Origin of the sequence: Sphaerisporangium aureirubrum (assembly GCF_042658925.1) — a bacterium.
GTDB lineage: Bacteria > Actinomycetota > Actinomycetes > Streptosporangiales > Streptosporangiaceae > Sphaerisporangium > Sphaerisporangium aureirubrum.
In genome coordinates this window covers 12,469-28,208 of sequence record NZ_JBHSRF010000068.1, presented here as the reverse complement: position 1 = coordinate 28,208, position 15,740 = coordinate 12,469, and the positions used below count along the sequence as shown (strand labels likewise).

Below are 15,740 nucleotides of genomic sequence, written 5' to 3'. Positions count from 1 at the left end.
AAGGACCCACCAGTGAACAAGCCCGTCGTCCTGGTCGCAGAAGAGCTGTCCGAGGCAGGGATCGCCCTGCTCGCGACGGACTTCGAGGTCCGTCACACCGACGGCGCCGACCGGTCCCAGTTCCTCCCCGCGCTCGCCGAGGTGGACGCGCTCATCGTCCGCAGTGCCACCCAGGTGGACTCCGAGGCTCTGTCGCACGCGCCTCGCCTGCGCGTGGTCGCCCGGGCCGGCGTCGGCCTGGACAACGTCGACGTGGAGGCCTCCACCAAGGCCGGTGTGATGGTCGTCAACGCGCCGACGTCCAACATCACCAGCGCGGCCGAGCACACCGTGGCGCTGATCCTCGCCAGCGCGCGCAACGTCGCCCAGGGGCACGGCGCGCTCAAGGCCGGCGAGTGGAAGCGGTCGAAGTACACCGGCGTGGAGCTGGACGCCAAGGTCGTCGGCATCCTCGGGCTAGGGCGCATCGGCCAGCTCGTCGCGCAGCGCCTCGCGCCGTTCGGCGTCGAACTGATCGCCTACGACCCCTACCTCCAGCCCGCCAGGGCCGCCCAGATGGGCGTGCGGCTGGCCTCCCTGGAAGAGGTGCTGCGGCAGGCCGACTTCATCACCGTGCACCTGCCGAAGTCCAAGGAGACGCTCGGCCTGATCGGCGACCGCGAGCTCCACATGGTCAAGCCGTCGGTGCGCATCGTCAACGTGGCGCGCGGCGGCATCGTCGACGAGGGCGCTCTGTACTCCGCGATCAAGGAGGGCCGGGTCGCCGGGGCGGGCATCGACGTCTTCGCCAAGGAGCCCTGCACCGACAGCCCGCTGTTCGAGCTGGACAGCGTGGTGGTCACCCCGCACCTCGGCGCCTCCACCCACGAGGCCCAGGAGAAGGCGGGCACCCAGGTCGCGCGCAGCGTCAAGCTGGCGCTCGGCGGCGAGTTCGTGCCGGACGCCGTCAACGTCCAGGGCGGCGCGGTCGCCGAGGAGGTCAAGCCGGGCCTGCCGCTGGCCGAGAAGCTCGGCCGGGTGTTCACCGCCCTGGCCGGCGAGGTCGCCACCCGCCTCTACGTCGAGGTGCGCGGCGAGATCGCCTCGATGGACGTGCGGGTGCTGGAGCTGGCGGCGCTCAAGGGCGTCTTCACCGACGTCGTCGAGGACTCGGTGACGTACGTCAACGCCCCGCTGCTCGCCAAGGACCGCGGCGTGGTCGTCGAGCTGGTCACCGGCGACGACAGCCCCGACTGGCGCAACGTGGTCACCGTGCGCGGCGTGCTCGCCGACGGCCGCACCGTCTCGGTGTCGGGCACCCTGTCCGGGCCGCGCCAGGTCACCAAGATCGTCGAGGTCAACGGCTTCGCGATGGAGATCGAGCCCACCGACCACCTCGCGTTCTTCACCTACACCGACCGCCCCGGCATCGTCGGCATCGTGGGACGCATCCTCGGCGAGCGCCGGGTCAACATCGCCTCCATGCAGGTGTCGAGGAACGCCAAGGGCGGCAAGGCGCTCATCGCGCTGACCGTCGACTCCTCCATCCAGGCCGATGTCACCGACCAGATCGCGCAGGAGATCGGCGCCGAGGGCGGCCGCACCGTCGACCTCGGCGACTGAGCAGGCGCCGCGCGCCCGTGAAACGGTCGGAAACGGCTTGATCGCGACGGCGGCCGAAAGGCCCGTCATCCCCCAGGGTGGCGGGCCTTTTCCATCTCAGCATGCCAAGCGGTTATCTCACATGTTGAGATAATAGGTCGTCCTAGGAGACAGCGCGGGAAGCGCCGGGTACCGTGAATGGTGATGACGCGCCAGGTACTCGTACTCATTACCTGCCGCGACGGGGTCTGACACGAGGCAGGCCGGCGACCCGTCGCGGTGCGTGGCGCGCCCGCCGGCCGACCCGCCGGTCCTGATCCGCGATCCGGATTACGGACCGGAGCCCACCCGGATTCGTCGACCGGAATCCGCGTTCCCTATTCCCACGGTGCCTGTCACAGCGCGGCGCCGCCCGTGAACGAGACGCGAGAGAACAGAGATCACCGTGATGTACGACATGTATCCCTGGGACCGTCCGGAGGAGCACCACCACTACGACGAGGAGGCGCCGGACCCCGTGCAGACGGCGCTCGACCGCCGGGACAACGGCGGCGCGCCCGTCCGCTGACGCCGCGCCCTCGTATCAATCCGTGAGATGTGGTGTTCGTCCACCGAGACGCGCCGGTAAGGTACCAGCATGCGGGATTCCCACAACATCCGGCTCGCGGTCATTCCGGGAGACGGCATCGGCAAGGAAGTGGTCGCCGAGGGCCTGAAGGTCCTCGACGCCGTCGGCCTCAAGGCCGAGACCACCACGTACGACCTCGGTGCCGCGCGCTACCACGCGACCGGTGAGACGCTGCCCGAGGAGACCCTCGCCGAGCTGCGGGGCTACGACGCGATCCTGCTCGGCGCGGTCGGCGACCCCAGCGTGCCGCCCGGCGTGCTGGAGCGCGAGCTGCTGCTCAAGCTCCGCTTCGAGCTCGACCACTACGTGAACCTCCGCCCGGTCAGGCTGTACCCGGGGGTGGAGACCCCACTCGCCGGCGACCACTCCATCGACATGGTCGTCATCCGCGAGGGCACCGAGGGCCCGTACACCGGGGCCGGCGGCGTGATGCGGCGCGGCACCGCGCAGGAGATCGCCACCCAGGAGAGCTTCAACACCGCCTTCGGCGTCGAGCGGGTCGTCCGGTACGCCTTCGAGAAGGCGATCACCCGGCCGCGCCGCAAACTCACGCTCGTGCACAAGACCAACGTGCTCACCTACGCGGGCGACCTGTGGGCCCGGGTGGTCGAGCGGGTCTCCACCGAGTACCCCGAGGTCGCCACCGACTACTGCCACGTCGACGCGGCATCGATGTTCTTCGTCACCCAGCCCGAGCGGTTCGACGTGATCGTCACCGACAACCTCTTCGGCGACATCCTCACCGACATCGGCGCGGCCATCGCGGGCGGCATCGGCCTGGCGGCCAGCGGGAACGTCAACCCCTCCTCCGTGGGTTCCGCCTCCTGGGCGCCGAGCATGTTCGAGCCCGTGCACGGCAGCGCCCCCGACATCGCCGGGCAGGGCAAGGCCGACCCCACCGCGACCGTCCTGTCCATCGCCATGATGCTCGACCACCTCGGCCTCACCGCCGAGGCCGCCCGGGTCGAGAAGGCCGTGGCCGACGACCTCGCCGGGCGTCAGGTCGCCGGCATCACCCGCTCCACCCGCGAGATCGGCGACGACCTCGCCGCGCGAGTAACCGGCTGAGGGCCCGCCTCACGCCGACACGACGCGCATGGTGGCCCCCTCCCGGGCCGCCGTGCGCGTTTTCGCGTTCCGGGGCACTGACCGGGCCACACTCCCGTTTGTCCAGATGTTGCAGTACTTTCCCGTTACCAGGTCCGTCGCAGAATGGATGCAGGCGCGACCTCGACAGAAGAGAAGGATCTTCGACATGACCACCGCTCCGCAGCTCAGCTTCGACGTGCAGCAATCCGAGACCGTGCGCACTCCGGCCGAGCGCGAGCGCGTACTCGCCGACCCCGGGTTCGGCACGCACTTCACCGACCACATGATCAGCATCGACTGGACCGAGGGGCGCGGCTGGCACGACGCGCGCCTGATGCCGTACGGGCCGCTGTCCCTGGACCCCGCCACCTCGGTGTTCCACTACGCCCAGGAGCTCTTCGAGGGCCTGAAGGCGTACCGGCAGGCCAACGGCTCGATTGTCACCTTCCGGCCGTACTCGAACGCCGCGCGCTTCAACAACTCCGCGGCCCGCATGGCGATGCCCGAGCTTCCCGAGGACCTCTTCGTGGAGGCGCTGGAGCTGCTCGTGCAGACCGACCGCGAGTGGGTGCCGACCGCGGAGGGCCACAGCCTCTACCTGCGGCCCTTCATGATCGCGACCCAGCCCGCGCTCGGGGTCAACTACCCGTCCAAGTCCTACAAGTTCATGGTCATCGCCTCGCCCGCCGCGGCGTACTTCCCCGGCGGCGTCAAGCCCGTCTCGGTCTGGCTGTCCCGCGACTTCACCCGCGCCGCGCCCGGCGGCACCGGCTTCGCCAAGTGCGGCGGCAACTACGCCGCGGCGTTCGTGGCCCAGCGCCAGGCCGTGGAGAACGGCTGCGACCAGGTCGTCTGGCTGGACGCCTTCGAGCACCGCTACGTCGAAGAGATGGGCGGCATGAACCTCTTCTTCGTCTACGGCGACCGCCTCCTCACCCCGGCCCTCACCGGCACCCTCCTGCCCGGCATCACCCGCGACTCCGTCCTCACCCTCGCCGCCGACCTCGGCCTCAAGGCCGAGGAGGGCAAGCTCTCCATCGACGAGTGGCGCACCGGCTGCGAGTCCGGCGAGCTGACCGAGGTCTTCGCCTGCGGCACCGCCGCCGTCATCACCCCCGTGGGCAGCGTCAAGGGCACCGAGGGCGGCTGGTCCGTCGCCGACGGCGCCCCCGGGCCGCTGACCCTCCGGATCCGCGAATCCCTCATGTCCGTCCAGTACGGCACCGCCCCCGACCCCCACGACTGGGTCCACAAGATCTGCTGACCTCCACCCATGGCCCGCCTCCTCCGAGGCGGGCCATTTGACTTCCGGGGGTTCCATACATCTATTGTGCTAGTTACATAGATGAATGGAGTCTCTAGCGTGATCGAGTTTCACCTGGACGAGCAGTCGGGCCTCTCGCCCTACCTGCAGATCGTCCGTCAGGTGCGGCAGGCGCTCCGGCTGGGGCTGCTGCGCGAAGGGGACCGGCTTCCGACCGTCAAGGAGGTGGTGGCCCGGCTGGCGATCAACCCCAACACGGTGCTCAAGGCCTACCGCGAGCTTGAGCACGAGGGCCTGGCCGCCGCGCGGCCCGGCGTGGGGACATTCGTCACGGCGACGCTCACCGACGCCTCGCTGGCCGCGCACGGGCCCCTGCGCCAGGAGCTCCGGCTCTGGCTGGCCAAGGCCAGGAAGGCCGGCCTCGACGAAGAGAGCATCGAGGCCCTGTTCATGACGACCTTTCGGTCCGCCGCTCAGCGGGACATAGCATGACCTCCCTCCTGCGGACCCAGGGGCTCGGCAAGAGGTACGGGCGGCACCCGGCGTTGTCGGACTGCACCCTGGACATCCCGGCCGGGCACGTCGTGGGCCTCGTCGGCCCCAACGGAGCCGGCAAGACCACACTGCTGCACCTGGCCGTCGGCCAGCTGACCCCCACCACGGGCGACATCACCGTGCTCGGCGGCAGCCCCGACGCCGGCCCCGCGCAACTCGCCAGGGTCGGCTTCGTCGCCCAGGACACCCCCACCTACGCCGGCCTGAGCGTCGCCGAGCACTTACGGTTTGGCGCCCGGCTCAACCCCGGCTGGGACGACGCGCTGGCCCGGGGCCGCGTCGAACGGCTCGGCCTCGACCCCGCCCGCCGCGCGGCGAAGCTGTCGGGCGGGCAGCGCGCCCAGCTCGCCCTCACCCTGGGCGTCGCCAAACGGCCCGAACTGCTGATCCTGGACGAACCGGTCGCCGCGCTCGACCCCCTGGCCCGCCGCGAGTTCATGCAGGACCTCATGGAGGCCACCGCCGAGCACGAGCTCAGCGTGCTGCTCTCCTCCCACCTGGTCTCCGACCTGGAACGGACCTGCGACTACGTGATCGTGCTCGCCGACTCCCGCGTCCAGGTGGAGGGCGAGGTCGAGGGACTGCTGGCCACCCACCACCGGCTCACCGGCCCGCGCCGCGACCCCGCCACGCTGCCCGCTGGCCAGCACGTAGTCTCGGCCAGCCACACCGACCGGCAGAGCACCCTCATCGTGCGCACGCGGGACCCGATCCACGACCCCGCCTGGACCGTCGGGCAGATCAGCCTGGAGGACCTAATCCTGGCCTACATGCGAAAACCCGCCCCCGAGGACCGCCGGCCCGTCCTGGAGGTGCTGCGATGATCTGGCTGACCTGGCGCCAGTTCCGCGCCTCGGCCGCGACCGTGGCGGGCGCCCTTGTCGTGCTCGTCGTGCTGCTGGGCCTCACCGGGCCGGAGCTGGCCAGTGACCACTCCTCCTGGCTCGCCGCCTGCGCCGCCGACCCGGGCGCGTGCCCGGGCTTCGCGAAGCGGCTCCTCGACGACTACGAGGGCCCCTACCTGATGGTCGGCGCCGCCGTCGTGCTGCTGCCCGTCCTCATCGGCCTGTTCTGGGGGGCGCCGCTCGTCAGCCGCGAGCTGGAGGCGGGAACCCACCGGCTGGTCTGGGGGCAGAGCATCACCCGCACCCGCTGGCTGACGGTCAAACTCGCCGTCACCGTGCCGGCCGCCATGGCCGCCGCGGCCGTGGGCGGCCTCGCGGCCACCTGGTGGGCCGCCCCCTTCGACGAGACCGCCGGCGGCGACTTCTCCCGGATGGCGCCCCTGATGTTCCCCGCGCGGGGCATCGTCCCCATCGGGTACGCGGCCTTCGCCCTCGTCCTCGGCGTGGCCGCCGGGATGGTGCTCCGCCGCACCGTGGCCGCCATGGCCGTCACCCTCGCGATCTTCACCGCCGTCCAGCTCGCCATGCCCCTGCTGGCCCGGCCGCACCTGCTGCCACCCGTCCGCGCGACCGTCGAGATCACCCGCGGCAACCTGGAAAGCCTGGGCGGCTCGCGCGACGGCCCTCCCATCCGGGTGACCACCCAGCCTCCCGAGCCGGGCGCCTGGGTCCTGTCCAGCACCACCGTCGACGCGTCCGGCCGCCCGGTCGCCACCATCCCCCTGTCCATGAGCTCGGGCCCCTGCACCCGCCGGGGCGGCGACGTCCAGCCGTGCCTCGCCGAGATCAAGCGCCTCGGCTACCGGCAGCAGACGACCTACCACCCTTCCAGCCGCTACTGGCCCCTCCAGGGACTCGAGACCGGGATCTACCTCGCGCTCGCGCTCGGCCTCGCGTGGTTCTCCCTCCGGCGGATCCGGCACCTGCCCTGACGCCACGCCGGCCTTCGCCGCCGGATCCTCGCGCGGATCCGGCGGCGCGGCCGTCGTCAGTTCTTGCGGATGAAGGTGAGGCCGTCCGCGATGGGCAGGATGGTGCTGGTCACCCGGGAGTCGCTGAGGACATGGGTGTTGAAGTCACGCATCGGGGCGGCGTCGCCGTCGGTGTAGTCGGCGACGGTTCCGCCGCGGAGGGTGTTGTCGGCGAGGATCACGCCGCCCCGCTTCAGGCGCGTCATGATCGCCTCGTAGTAGACGGGGTAGCCCGGCTTGTCGGCGTCGATGAACGCGAGGTCGATCTCGGGACGCACCGGGAAAGCGGCGAGGTTGTCGGCGGCGGGCCCGAGGCGCAGCTCGATGCGGTCGGCCACGCCCGCCTTCTCCCAGTACCTCCGGGCGATGGACGTCCACTCGTCGCTGACGTCGAAGCAGGTCAGGTGGCCGCCCTCGGCCAGCCCCCGGGCGATGCATATCGAGGAGTACCCGGTGAAGGTGCCCACCTCCACCGCGTTCACCGCGCCGGTGAGGCGGGTGAGCATGGTGAGGAAGGTGCCCTGCTCGGAGGATATCTGCATGACCGCGTCCTTGCTCGTGGCCGCGAGGGTCTCCTCGGCGAGCTCCTTGAGCACGTCGTCCGGCGCGGTCGTATGGCTCGCCACGTACTCGGCCACAGCGGGTGTGATGAACGAGAAAGCCTTCATGCCCGCCATTCTGGTCCACCCGCGCGGGGGTGAGCGATACGGGTACGGCCATGCGACCGGCGGCCTTGTCGTGGTGTGGTGCCACGTATCCGCTGGTCAGAGGCTTGCGGATGTCTCGCCCGCACAAGATTCCATCTCAGATGGTGAGATTGATGCGTCACATGGTGGTGGTGTGTGGCAGACTGATGGGCACCATGAATAACGGTCTGCTCATTATCGGCAGGCGCGCCGGCTGATCAAGGGACAGTGCCGGCGCGCAGACCTCTCACGTCCGTGAGGGGTCTTTTTGTTTGGGCCACAGGTTCCCGGCCACGACCGCGCGGCGCTCACCACAGCACCCCGAAGGAGACGAACCATGGCCGACGACCGCTTTCACGTGTACGACACGACGCTTCGCGACGGTGCGCAACAAGAAGGGCTCTCCCTTACCGTCGCTGACAAGCTCGCCGTCGCACGCCAGCTGGATCGGCTGGGAGTCGGCTTCATCGAGGGCGGCTGGCCGGGCGCCAACCCCAAGGACACCGAATTCTTCCGGCGGGCTCAGACCGAGCTCGACCTGAAGCACGCGCAACTAGCCGCGTTCGGCGCGACCCGCCGAGCCGGTGTGCGAGCGGCCGACGACCCCCTGGTCGCCGCACTGCGCGAATCGGGCGCGCCGATCGTGACGCTTGTCGCCAAGAGTCACGACCGGCACGTGGAGCTGGCCCTCCGTACGACCCTGGAGGAGAACCTCGCGATGATCCGCGACACGGTCTCCCACCTTCGTACGGAGGGACAGCGTGTCTTCCTGGACGCCGAGCACTTCTTCGACGGTTACAAGTCCAACCCCGCGTACGCGCTGGAGGTGCTGCGCGTCGCCGCCGAGGCCGGGGCCGACGTCGTCGCGCTGTGCGACACCAACGGCGGCATGCTGCCCGAGGAACTCGCCGAGGTGGTGCACGAGGCGGTCGCCCTCGGGACCCGCGTCGGCATCCACTGCCACGACGACACCGGCTGCGCCGTCGCCAACTCCCTGGCCGCCGTCCGGGCCGGCGCCACTCACGTCCAGGGCTGCGCCAACGGCTACGGCGAGCGCTCCGGCAACGCCAACCTGTTCACCGTAGTCGCCAACCTGCAGCTCAAGCGGGGCTACGACCTGGTGCCCCCGCAGTCGCTCGCCGACATGACCGGCATCGCGCACGCGATCAGCGAGGTCACCAACGTCACCCCCAACTCCCACCAGCCCTACGTCGGCGTCTCGGCCTTCGCCCACAAGGCCGGCCTGCACGCCAGCGCCATCAAGGTCGACCCCAACCTCTACCAGCACATCGACCCCGCCGAGGTCGGCAACGACATGCGCATGCTCGTCTCCGACATGGCCGGCCGCGCCTCGGTCGAGCTGAAGGGCAAGGAACTCGGCTACGCCCTCACCCCCGCCCAGTCCCGCGAACTGGTCGACCGCGTCAAGGAACTGGAGTCCGCCGGCCATACCTTCGAAGCCGCCGACGCCTCCTTCGAACTCCTCCTCCGCGACACCGTGAACGGCGAACGCCGCCGCCACTTCTCCGTGGAATCCTGGCGCGTGATCGTCGAACGCCGCCCCACCGGCGACGTGGTGAGCGAAGCCACCGTCAAACTCCTAGCCAAGGGCGAACGCATCGTCGCCACCGGCGAAGGCAACGGCCCCGTCAACGCCCTCGACCGCGCCGTCCGCGTAGCCCTGGAACAGCTCTACCCCGAACTGGCCGCCGTAGAGTTGATCGACTTCAAGGTCCGCATCCTCGAAGGCACCCACGGCACCGACGCCATAACCCGCGTCCTCATCACCTCAAGCGACTCCACCGGCGAATGGGCCACCGTAGGCGTAGACGAAAACATAATCGAAGCCTCCTGGCAGGCCCTAGAACAGGCCGTAACCTACGGCCTCCTCCGCGCCGGCCACCAGCCCTGACCATCCTGCGAGACCGGCCTGCGGCCCGGCTTCCCCGCCGCACGCCCCCGCCTCTCGTCGCCCACCGCGGGTTGTCTCTACCGGCGCCGGTACGGCGGGTCGTGGTGCGGCGAATCCGGCGCCGCCGTACGGCGGACAACCCGCGTGTGTGCGGCGCCGGTGAAATGGTCCTTGCGGAGGCCGCGCTCCGCGCGGGAGCCGCAAGGGCTGTTCTCTTGCGGGGGACGCCCCCGCACCCCCGGGGGCCTGCCGGGCTCATCGTGCTCACCGCGCGCTTGAGTGCTCGTCCCAACCGGCGCCGCGATGGTGGGACGTGGTACGGCGAATCCGGCGCCGCCGCACGGCGGACAACCCGCGTGTGTGCGGCGCCGGTGAATTGGTCCTTGCGGAGGCCGTGCTCCGCGCGGGAGCCGCAAGGGCTGTTCTCTTGCGGGGGACGCCCCCGCACCCCCGGGGGCCTGCCGGGCTCATCGTGCTCACCGCGCGCTTGAGTGCTCGTCCCAACCGGCGCCGCGATGGTGGGACGTGGTACGGCGAATCCGGCGCCGCCGCACGACGGACAACCCGCGTGTGTGCGGCGCCGGTGAATTGGTCCTTGCGGAGGCCGTGCTCCGCGCGGGAGCCGCAAGGGCTGTTCTCTTGCGGGGGACACCCCCGCACCCCCGGGGCCTGCCAGGCTCACTGTGCTCCACCACGACGCGTAGCGGCGGGTGACGTCCCCCGAAGTGGTGTAACTCCTGGGGATCTTCGTGAAGGGTGTCGATGGCCCGCCACCTGGCGCCTAGGGCGGCGCGTTCATGATCACGGCCTCGGAAATCACACCACCTGGCGGGACGTCACCTAGCGGCGAGATGGGCATCCCGCCGTACGACGGCGCCGCCCTCGCCGTACCGTGTCTCCTCGCTCCAGCGCCGACCAAGGCGACCGCTGGGGGCGGATGTCCGTTCGGGGAGGACAACCCCGTGCGGGTAACGGAAGAGGGGTTATGTCAACCGCCGTGCGGCGGCGCCGACCTCGCCGTACCGCGTCCACCCGCCTCGGCGCTGGAGAGCACTCGTCGCGGGGTGCGGCGTGTGCGCGGGCGGAGGGGGGCGGTGGTTGGGTGGGCGGTGGTGGCCAACCTGGTGAACGACAAGGGGTGGGCCAAGATCACCCCAACCCGGGTAGGGGTTCCCAGTTCATTCGCGACAGGACAACGGCAGGCCCCGACCAACCACCTACGTGGAACTGGTCAGCCAGAAGACAGACACCGGGCTGATCGCCGTAGGGCGGCGCCGGGTTCGCCGTACCGCGTCCCGCCGACTCGGCGCCGGAGAGCGCTCGTCACGGGGTGCGGCGTGTGCGTGGGCGGAGGGCGCGGGGTTGGTGAGCGGTACGCGTCCCGCTGCCTCGGCGCCGGAGAGTGCTCGTCGCGGGGTGTGGCGTGTGTGCGGGCGGAGGGGGCGCGGGGTTGGGTGGGCGGTGGTGGCCGAGCTGGTGAACGACAAGGGGTGGGCCAAGTTCATCCCAATCCGGGTAGGGGTTCCCAGTCCATTCGCGACAGGACGACGGCGGGCCCCGACCAACCACCTGCGTGGAACCGGCCAGCCGGAAGACACGGACACCGGGTCGATCGCCGTAGGGCGGCGCCGGGTTCGCCGTACCGCGTCCCGCCGCCTCGGCGCCGGAGAGTGCTCGTCACGGGGTGCGGCGTGTGCGTGGGCGGAGGGCGCGGGGTTGGTGAGCGGTACGCGTCCCGCTGCCTCGGCGGCGGAGAGTGCTCGTCACGGGGTGTGGCGTGTGTGCGGGCGGAGGGGGCGCGGGGTTGGGTGGGCGGTGGTGGCCGAGCTGGTGAACGACAAGGGGTGGGCCAAGATCACCCCAACCCGGGTAGGGATTCCCAGTCCATTCACCACAGGACAATGGCGGGCCCCGACCAACCACCTACGTGGAACCGGCCAGCCAGAAGACACAGGCACCGGGCCGACGTGGTCTGGGAGGTGCCTCGTCCCCGGGGGACGGTCAGTGCGGTGGTTCAGGAGGACGTGACCCGATCAGGTGGTCGAGGAGGATCTGGCTGATGTCGCCGAGTTGCCGGAGTTGCTGCGGGGTGAGCAGGTCGATCAGGTGTTCGCGCACGCTGTCCACGTGCCGGGGGGCCGCGGCGCGGAGGGCCGTCAGGCCGTCGTCGGTCAGGGTGGCGTGCCAGCCGCGACGGTCGTCCGCGCAGTGTTCCCTGCGGACCCACCCCTTCAGTTCGAGTTTGTTGACCGCGTGGGAGATGCGGCTGGGCTTGGAATTGGTCCAGTGCGCCAGTTCGCTCATGCGCATGGTGCGCTCGGGGGTCTCGGACAGCAGGACGAGCAACTCGTAGTAGGTCGGCGGCATGTCGGCCGCCGCCAGTAGATCACGCTCCAGCCGGTCGGTCAGCAGCCGGGCGGCCAGCCCGAATGCGCGCCAGGTGCGCTGTTCGTCGTCGTCGAGCCATCGCGTCACGCTGCCATCGTACTCAATGGTTGCGTGCTGAAATATGTCGATGTACTGTCCTGCTCAATATTTCAGCACTGAAATAATGGAGCAGGCATGAACCCCAGCGACCTCACCGGTACCTACACCCTGGACCCCGCACACAGCCGGTTCGGCTTCGTGGCCCGCCACGCGATGATCACCAAGATCCACGGCAGCATCCCCGTCAAGGAGGCCGTCGTCGTCCTTGACGCCGGCGATCCCGCCGCCTCCCGGGCCCACGTGGTCCTCGACGTCGCGGGGATCCACACCGGCAACCAGTACCGCGACGCCCACCTGCGCACCGGCGACCTCCTGGACGCCGCCGGCCACCCCTCCATCACCTTCGACTCCGCCGGCGTCAAGCACGCCGGTGGCGACGACTACGAGGTCACCGGAGACCTGACCATCCGCGGCGTGACCCGGCAGGTCACCATCGTGATGACCTACACCGGGACCGCGGCCGACGCCCAGGGTGTGACCCGGGTCGGCTTCGAGGGCGGGACCGTGATCGACCGCAGGGACTTCGGCATCACCTACAACGCGATCCTGGAGACCGGTGGCGTGATGATCTCCGACAAGATCACGATCGAACTCGACCTGTCCGCCGTCAGGGCGACGTGATCGGATTTTCTAGACGCGCCAGGGCATGTGCTGGAGGGTCCAGGTGTTGCCGTCCGGGTCGGCGAAGTAGGCGTAGTAGACGCCGCCGAGGTCTTGGACAGGGTCCACTTCGGCGCCGCGGGCGATGAGGGTGGCGCGGGCCTCCTCGATGTCGGCCACCACCAGGTGGAGGCCGCGTAGGGTGCCGGGGGGCATTTCGGCGAAGGGGATGCCCTGGGTGAGGCAGATGGAGCAGGCCGAGCCCGGCGGCGTGAACTGGACGACACGGACGCCGTCCGCCGGGGTCACGTCGACGTCCAGGCGGAAGCCGAGCGCGCTGTAGAAGGCCTTGGCGCGGTCGATGTCGGCGACCGGGACGGGGATCAGTTCGAGCAGGAACATGCCGGGGAGGACGGGCGGGTTGACGACCGCTTCATCGGTCTCGGTGGGCTGCGTATCGGTCATAGGGGCTCGCCTTTCACGGTCGTATCACTCAGCAGGGCGGCGAGACTGTCGTACGCCTCGCCCACGCCGCGTTCCATCGGAGTGCGGAGCACGCTGTCGCGGGCCTCTCGCGTGGGATAGCGCACGGTGGTCGTCAGCACGGTGCGCCCGTCGTTCTCGTCCAGCACGGTGGTGACCAGGGCCGCGCCCTCGTCCCAGCCGTCGTGCACCTCGGTCTGCACCAGCCGCCCAGGTGCGTCGATCTCATGAAATATCCCGCTCTGCCCCATCTCGGCCCCGCCTGGCCCGCGCGACACGAACCGCCACGTCCCACCCGGCCGCAGGTCGACCTCGCAGACCACGAGATTCCATCCCCGCGCCCCGTGCCACCGCCGCAGCAGCTCCGGCCGCGTCAACGCGTCGAACACCAGCCGCCGGGGCGCCGCGAATCCCCTGCTGAGCACCAGCTCCGTATCGGACAGGGGAGTCACCACCAGCCCCTCGGCCGGGATCACGGCGTCTCCCGTCCGGCGGCGCCGTCCTGGAGCTCGGAGAGCAGCCCGTCCAGCCGCTGGTAGCTCTCCTCCCAGTAACCGCGGTAGTTCTCCAGCCAGTCCATGGCGTCCCTCATCGGCCCGACCTCCAGCCGGCACGGCCTGCGCTGCGCGTCCCGCCCTCGCGAGATCAGCCCCGCGCGCTCCAGGACCCGCAGGTGCTTCGACACCCCGGGCTGGCTCATGGCGAACGGCGCCGCCAGCTCCCCGACGGTGGCCTCCCCCTGCGCCAGCCTGGCCAGGATCGCCCGCCGTGTGGGATCGGCGAGCGCCGCGAAGGTCGCGTCGAGAACATCGGCAGCCATGTGCATTACCCCTTGGTTTAATAACTAGGTGGTTTTGTACAGGCCGCGCCGGTCCCCTGTCAAGGCTCGCTCTCCTGGGTCCGCCGGTCGAGGGCTGCCCGGCGACCCCGGCTGGGCGCCTCAACAAAACGCATAAATGCAACATGGGACTAATGGGGCATATCAATAGATATATAGCCGTCATTTCCTAGAGTAACCAAACCGATACGGAAACAGTCTGTCGGTATCCATATCGATCCCTACCATTAGCTCTACATTCATGCCCGGTCGGCCGGACATAGATGGAACGCCCCCGCTCGCCTCCAGGAAGGGGCGAGTGCCTTCTGATCGAGGACGGAACATGACTGATCCCCACCAGAATCAGGATCCGCACCAACCCCAGGGGCAATACGGACAACCCTCGCATCCTGGCCATCACCAGCAGATGTACCCACCCAGGCTCGCCCAGATGGGGTTCTTCGCCCGCGTTTTCGACCTCAGCTTCAATCACTTTGTGACGACGAGCCTTATCAAGGTCATCTTCGTGGCCATCCTGGCATTTCAGACACTCTGGGCATTGATTACTTTGATCTCCGCCTTCAACACGAGTGCGACGGCCGGCCTCCTCGCTCTCTTCCTGGTGCCGCTCGGCTTGTTCTTCGGCGTGCTCCTCACCCGCGTGTGGATGGAACTCCTGATCGTCATATTCAAGATCAAGGAAGATCTGGGAGCGATCCGCAACCGCGGCGGGTTCTGAGAGGTCCCTTCCTCCGGTCGCCTACGAGATCGCCGCCGTCCTTCATGGACGTCGACCTCCTGCCGAGGCATGGCTCCCGGGCTCGCGGGTGTGGAAGGCGCGGCGGTAGGCCGATGGCGAGATTCGCATCGTCTGGCCGAAGTGGTGGCGATAGGTCACCGCCGTGTCGAACCCGACGGTTTTGGCGATCTCCTCGATGGGGGTGTCGGTCGTCTCCAGGAGCGCGAGGCTGGCTTGGACACGCTGGTTGATCAGCCAGCGGATCGGGGTGGTGCCGGTGGAGCGGGCGAAGTGTCGCAGGTAGGTCCGGGGTGACATGTGGGCGTGCCGGGCCAGCGTGTCGACGGGGAGCGGATCGGCCAGGTGCTCCAGGGCCCAGGCCATGCTCTGCGCCACCCGGTCGTCGGCGAGGACGGCGGGCATGGGGGCTTCAATGAACTGGGCCTGGCCGCCGTCGCGGTGCGGGTGGATCACCAGGCGCCGGGCGACGGCGTTGGCGATGGCGGCGCCGAAGTCCCGCCGGACGATGTGCAGGCACAGGTCCAGTCCGGCGGCGCTGCCGGCGCTGGTGAGGATGTCGTCGTCGGCGATGTAGAGCACGTTCGGGTCGACCTGGACGGCGGGGTACCGGCGGCGTAGCGAGTCGGCGTAGCGCCAGTGGGTGGTGGCCCGGCGGCCGTCGAGGAGCCCCGCTCCCGCCAGGGCGAACGCGCCGGAACAGATCGACATGATGCGGGCCCCGCGCCGGTGCGCCAGGCGCAGCGCCGCCACGAGCTCGGGTGAGGGAGCGGCTGTGACGTCGGGCACGCCGGGCAAGATCACCGTGTCCGCCACCGCGAACTCCTCCAGCCCGTGCGGGGTGCGCAGGACCGCCCCGCCCACGACACGGACCGTCCCGGGGCCCTCCGCGCACACCGTGAGTTCGTACCAGGGAACGTCGAACTCAGGTCGCGGCAACCCGAAGACCTCGGTGACGATGCCGGTCTCGAAGACGGACATACCTTCGTAGGCGAGGACGGACAC

16 protein-coding genes are annotated in these 15,740 nt (G+C 69.8%); 10 read left to right on the top strand and 6 right to left on the bottom strand.

Annotated features, from left to right (window positions below):
* The first annotated feature begins 12 nt into the window (after nt 1-12).
* The 7 genes from serA (at nt 13) to ACFP1K_RS31535 (ending at nt 6,954) form a co-directional block, all read left to right on the top strand.
* Nucleotides 13-1,602, top strand: coding sequence for a phosphoglycerate dehydrogenase (serA, locus tag ACFP1K_RS31565; protein ID WP_380760196.1), 1,590 nt, complete (start codon nt 13-15; stop codon nt 1,600-1,602).
* Nucleotides 1,603-2,026: 424 nt separating this feature from the next.
* Nucleotides 2,027-2,149 (top strand): hypothetical protein, encoded by a 123-nt coding sequence (locus ACFP1K_RS31560; RefSeq protein ID WP_380760194.1) that lies wholly within the window; start codon nt 2,027-2,029, stop codon nt 2,147-2,149.
* A 69-nt stretch (nt 2,150-2,218) separates the two neighbouring features.
* On the top strand, nt 2,219-3,277 hold the full coding sequence (locus ACFP1K_RS31555) for a 3-isopropylmalate dehydrogenase (RefSeq protein ID WP_380760192.1): 1,059 nt from the start codon (nt 2,219-2,221) through the stop codon (nt 3,275-3,277).
* Nucleotides 3,278-3,464: 187 nt separating this feature from the next.
* The gene (locus tag ACFP1K_RS31550) at nt 3,465-4,562 is read left to right on the top strand and encodes a branched-chain amino acid aminotransferase (RefSeq protein WP_380760189.1); all 1,098 of its coding nucleotides are present in this window, start codon (nt 3,465-3,467) and stop codon (nt 4,560-4,562) included.
* A 99-nt stretch (nt 4,563-4,661) separates the two neighbouring features.
* On the top strand, nt 4,662-5,054 hold the full coding sequence (locus ACFP1K_RS31545; RefSeq protein ID WP_380760187.1) for a GntR family transcriptional regulator: 393 nt from the start codon (nt 4,662-4,664) through the stop codon (nt 5,052-5,054).
* Nucleotides 5,051-5,941, top strand: a complete 891-nt coding sequence (locus ACFP1K_RS31540) for an ABC transporter ATP-binding protein (protein WP_380760185.1) — start codon at nt 5,051-5,053, stop codon at nt 5,939-5,941. Before ACFP1K_RS31545 ends, ACFP1K_RS31540 begins: the two co-directional genes overlap by 4 nt.
* Nucleotides 5,938-6,954 carry an ABC transporter permease gene (locus tag ACFP1K_RS31535; RefSeq protein ID WP_380760183.1) on the top strand — a complete coding sequence of 339 codons (1,017 nt, stop codon included), beginning with the start codon at nt 5,938-5,940 and terminating at the stop codon, nt 6,952-6,954. The genes ACFP1K_RS31540 and ACFP1K_RS31535 overlap by 4 nt, the downstream gene beginning before the upstream one ends.
* A gap of 56 nt (nt 6,955-7,010) precedes the next feature.
* Here ACFP1K_RS31535 and ACFP1K_RS31530 read toward each other — a convergent pair whose 3' ends face one another.
* On the bottom strand, nt 7,011-7,661 hold the full coding sequence (locus tag ACFP1K_RS31530) for an O-methyltransferase (protein WP_380760181.1): 651 nt from the start codon (nt 7,659-7,661) through the stop codon (nt 7,011-7,013).
* 355 nt (nt 7,662-8,016) lie between these two features.
* Here ACFP1K_RS31530 and cimA point away from each other — a divergent pair, with 355 nt between their 5' ends.
* The gene (cimA, locus tag ACFP1K_RS31525) at nt 8,017-9,591 is read left to right on the top strand and encodes a citramalate synthase (protein ID WP_380760178.1); all 1,575 of its coding nucleotides are present in this window, start codon (nt 8,017-8,019) and stop codon (nt 9,589-9,591) included.
* A gap of 2,001 nt (nt 9,592-11,592) precedes the next feature.
* On the opposite strand, the gene ACFP1K_RS31520 is transcribed toward cimA, so the two are convergent.
* The gene (locus tag ACFP1K_RS31520; protein WP_380760176.1) at nt 11,593-12,066 is read right to left on the bottom strand and encodes a MarR family winged helix-turn-helix transcriptional regulator; all 474 of its coding nucleotides are present in this window, start codon (nt 12,064-12,066) and stop codon (nt 11,593-11,595) included.
* A gap of 87 nt (nt 12,067-12,153) precedes the next feature.
* On the opposite strand from ACFP1K_RS31520, the gene ACFP1K_RS31515 reads away from it, so the two are divergent.
* A complete protein-coding gene (locus ACFP1K_RS31515; RefSeq protein WP_380760173.1) occupies nt 12,154-12,699 on the top strand; it encodes a YceI family protein in 546 nt (181 codons plus the stop codon).
* A gap of 9 nt (nt 12,700-12,708) precedes the next feature.
* Here the strand turns inward: ACFP1K_RS31515 and ACFP1K_RS31510 are convergent, their stop codons facing one another.
* From ACFP1K_RS31510 to ACFP1K_RS31500, 3 genes are read right to left on the bottom strand one after another with little or no spacing between them, the layout of a single operon-like run.
* Nucleotides 12,709-13,143: a VOC family protein gene (locus tag ACFP1K_RS31510; protein ID WP_380760171.1), complete on the bottom strand. Its 435-nt coding sequence runs from the start codon at nt 13,141-13,143 to the stop codon at nt 12,709-12,711.
* On the bottom strand, nt 13,140-13,637 hold the full coding sequence (locus ACFP1K_RS31505; protein ID WP_380760168.1) for an SRPBCC family protein: 498 nt from the start codon (nt 13,635-13,637) through the stop codon (nt 13,140-13,142). Before ACFP1K_RS31505 ends, ACFP1K_RS31510 begins: the two co-directional genes overlap by 4 nt.
* Complete coding sequence (locus ACFP1K_RS31500) at nt 13,634-13,981, bottom strand: ArsR/SmtB family transcription factor (RefSeq protein ID WP_380760167.1); 348 nt, start codon at nt 13,979-13,981, stop codon at nt 13,634-13,636. Before ACFP1K_RS31500 ends, ACFP1K_RS31505 begins: the two co-directional genes overlap by 4 nt.
* Before the next feature lie 340 nt (nt 13,982-14,321).
* On the opposite strand from ACFP1K_RS31500, the gene ACFP1K_RS31495 reads away from it, so the two are divergent.
* Entirely contained in the window at nt 14,322-14,717 is a 396-nt protein-coding gene (locus ACFP1K_RS31495) for a DUF4282 domain-containing protein (protein ID WP_380760165.1), read from the top strand.
* Nucleotides 14,718-14,759: 42 nt separating this feature from the next.
* Here the strand turns inward: ACFP1K_RS31495 and ACFP1K_RS31490 are convergent, their stop codons facing one another.
* Entirely contained in the window at nt 14,760-15,740 is a 981-nt protein-coding gene (locus tag ACFP1K_RS31490) for a helix-turn-helix domain-containing protein (RefSeq protein ID WP_380760163.1), read from the bottom strand.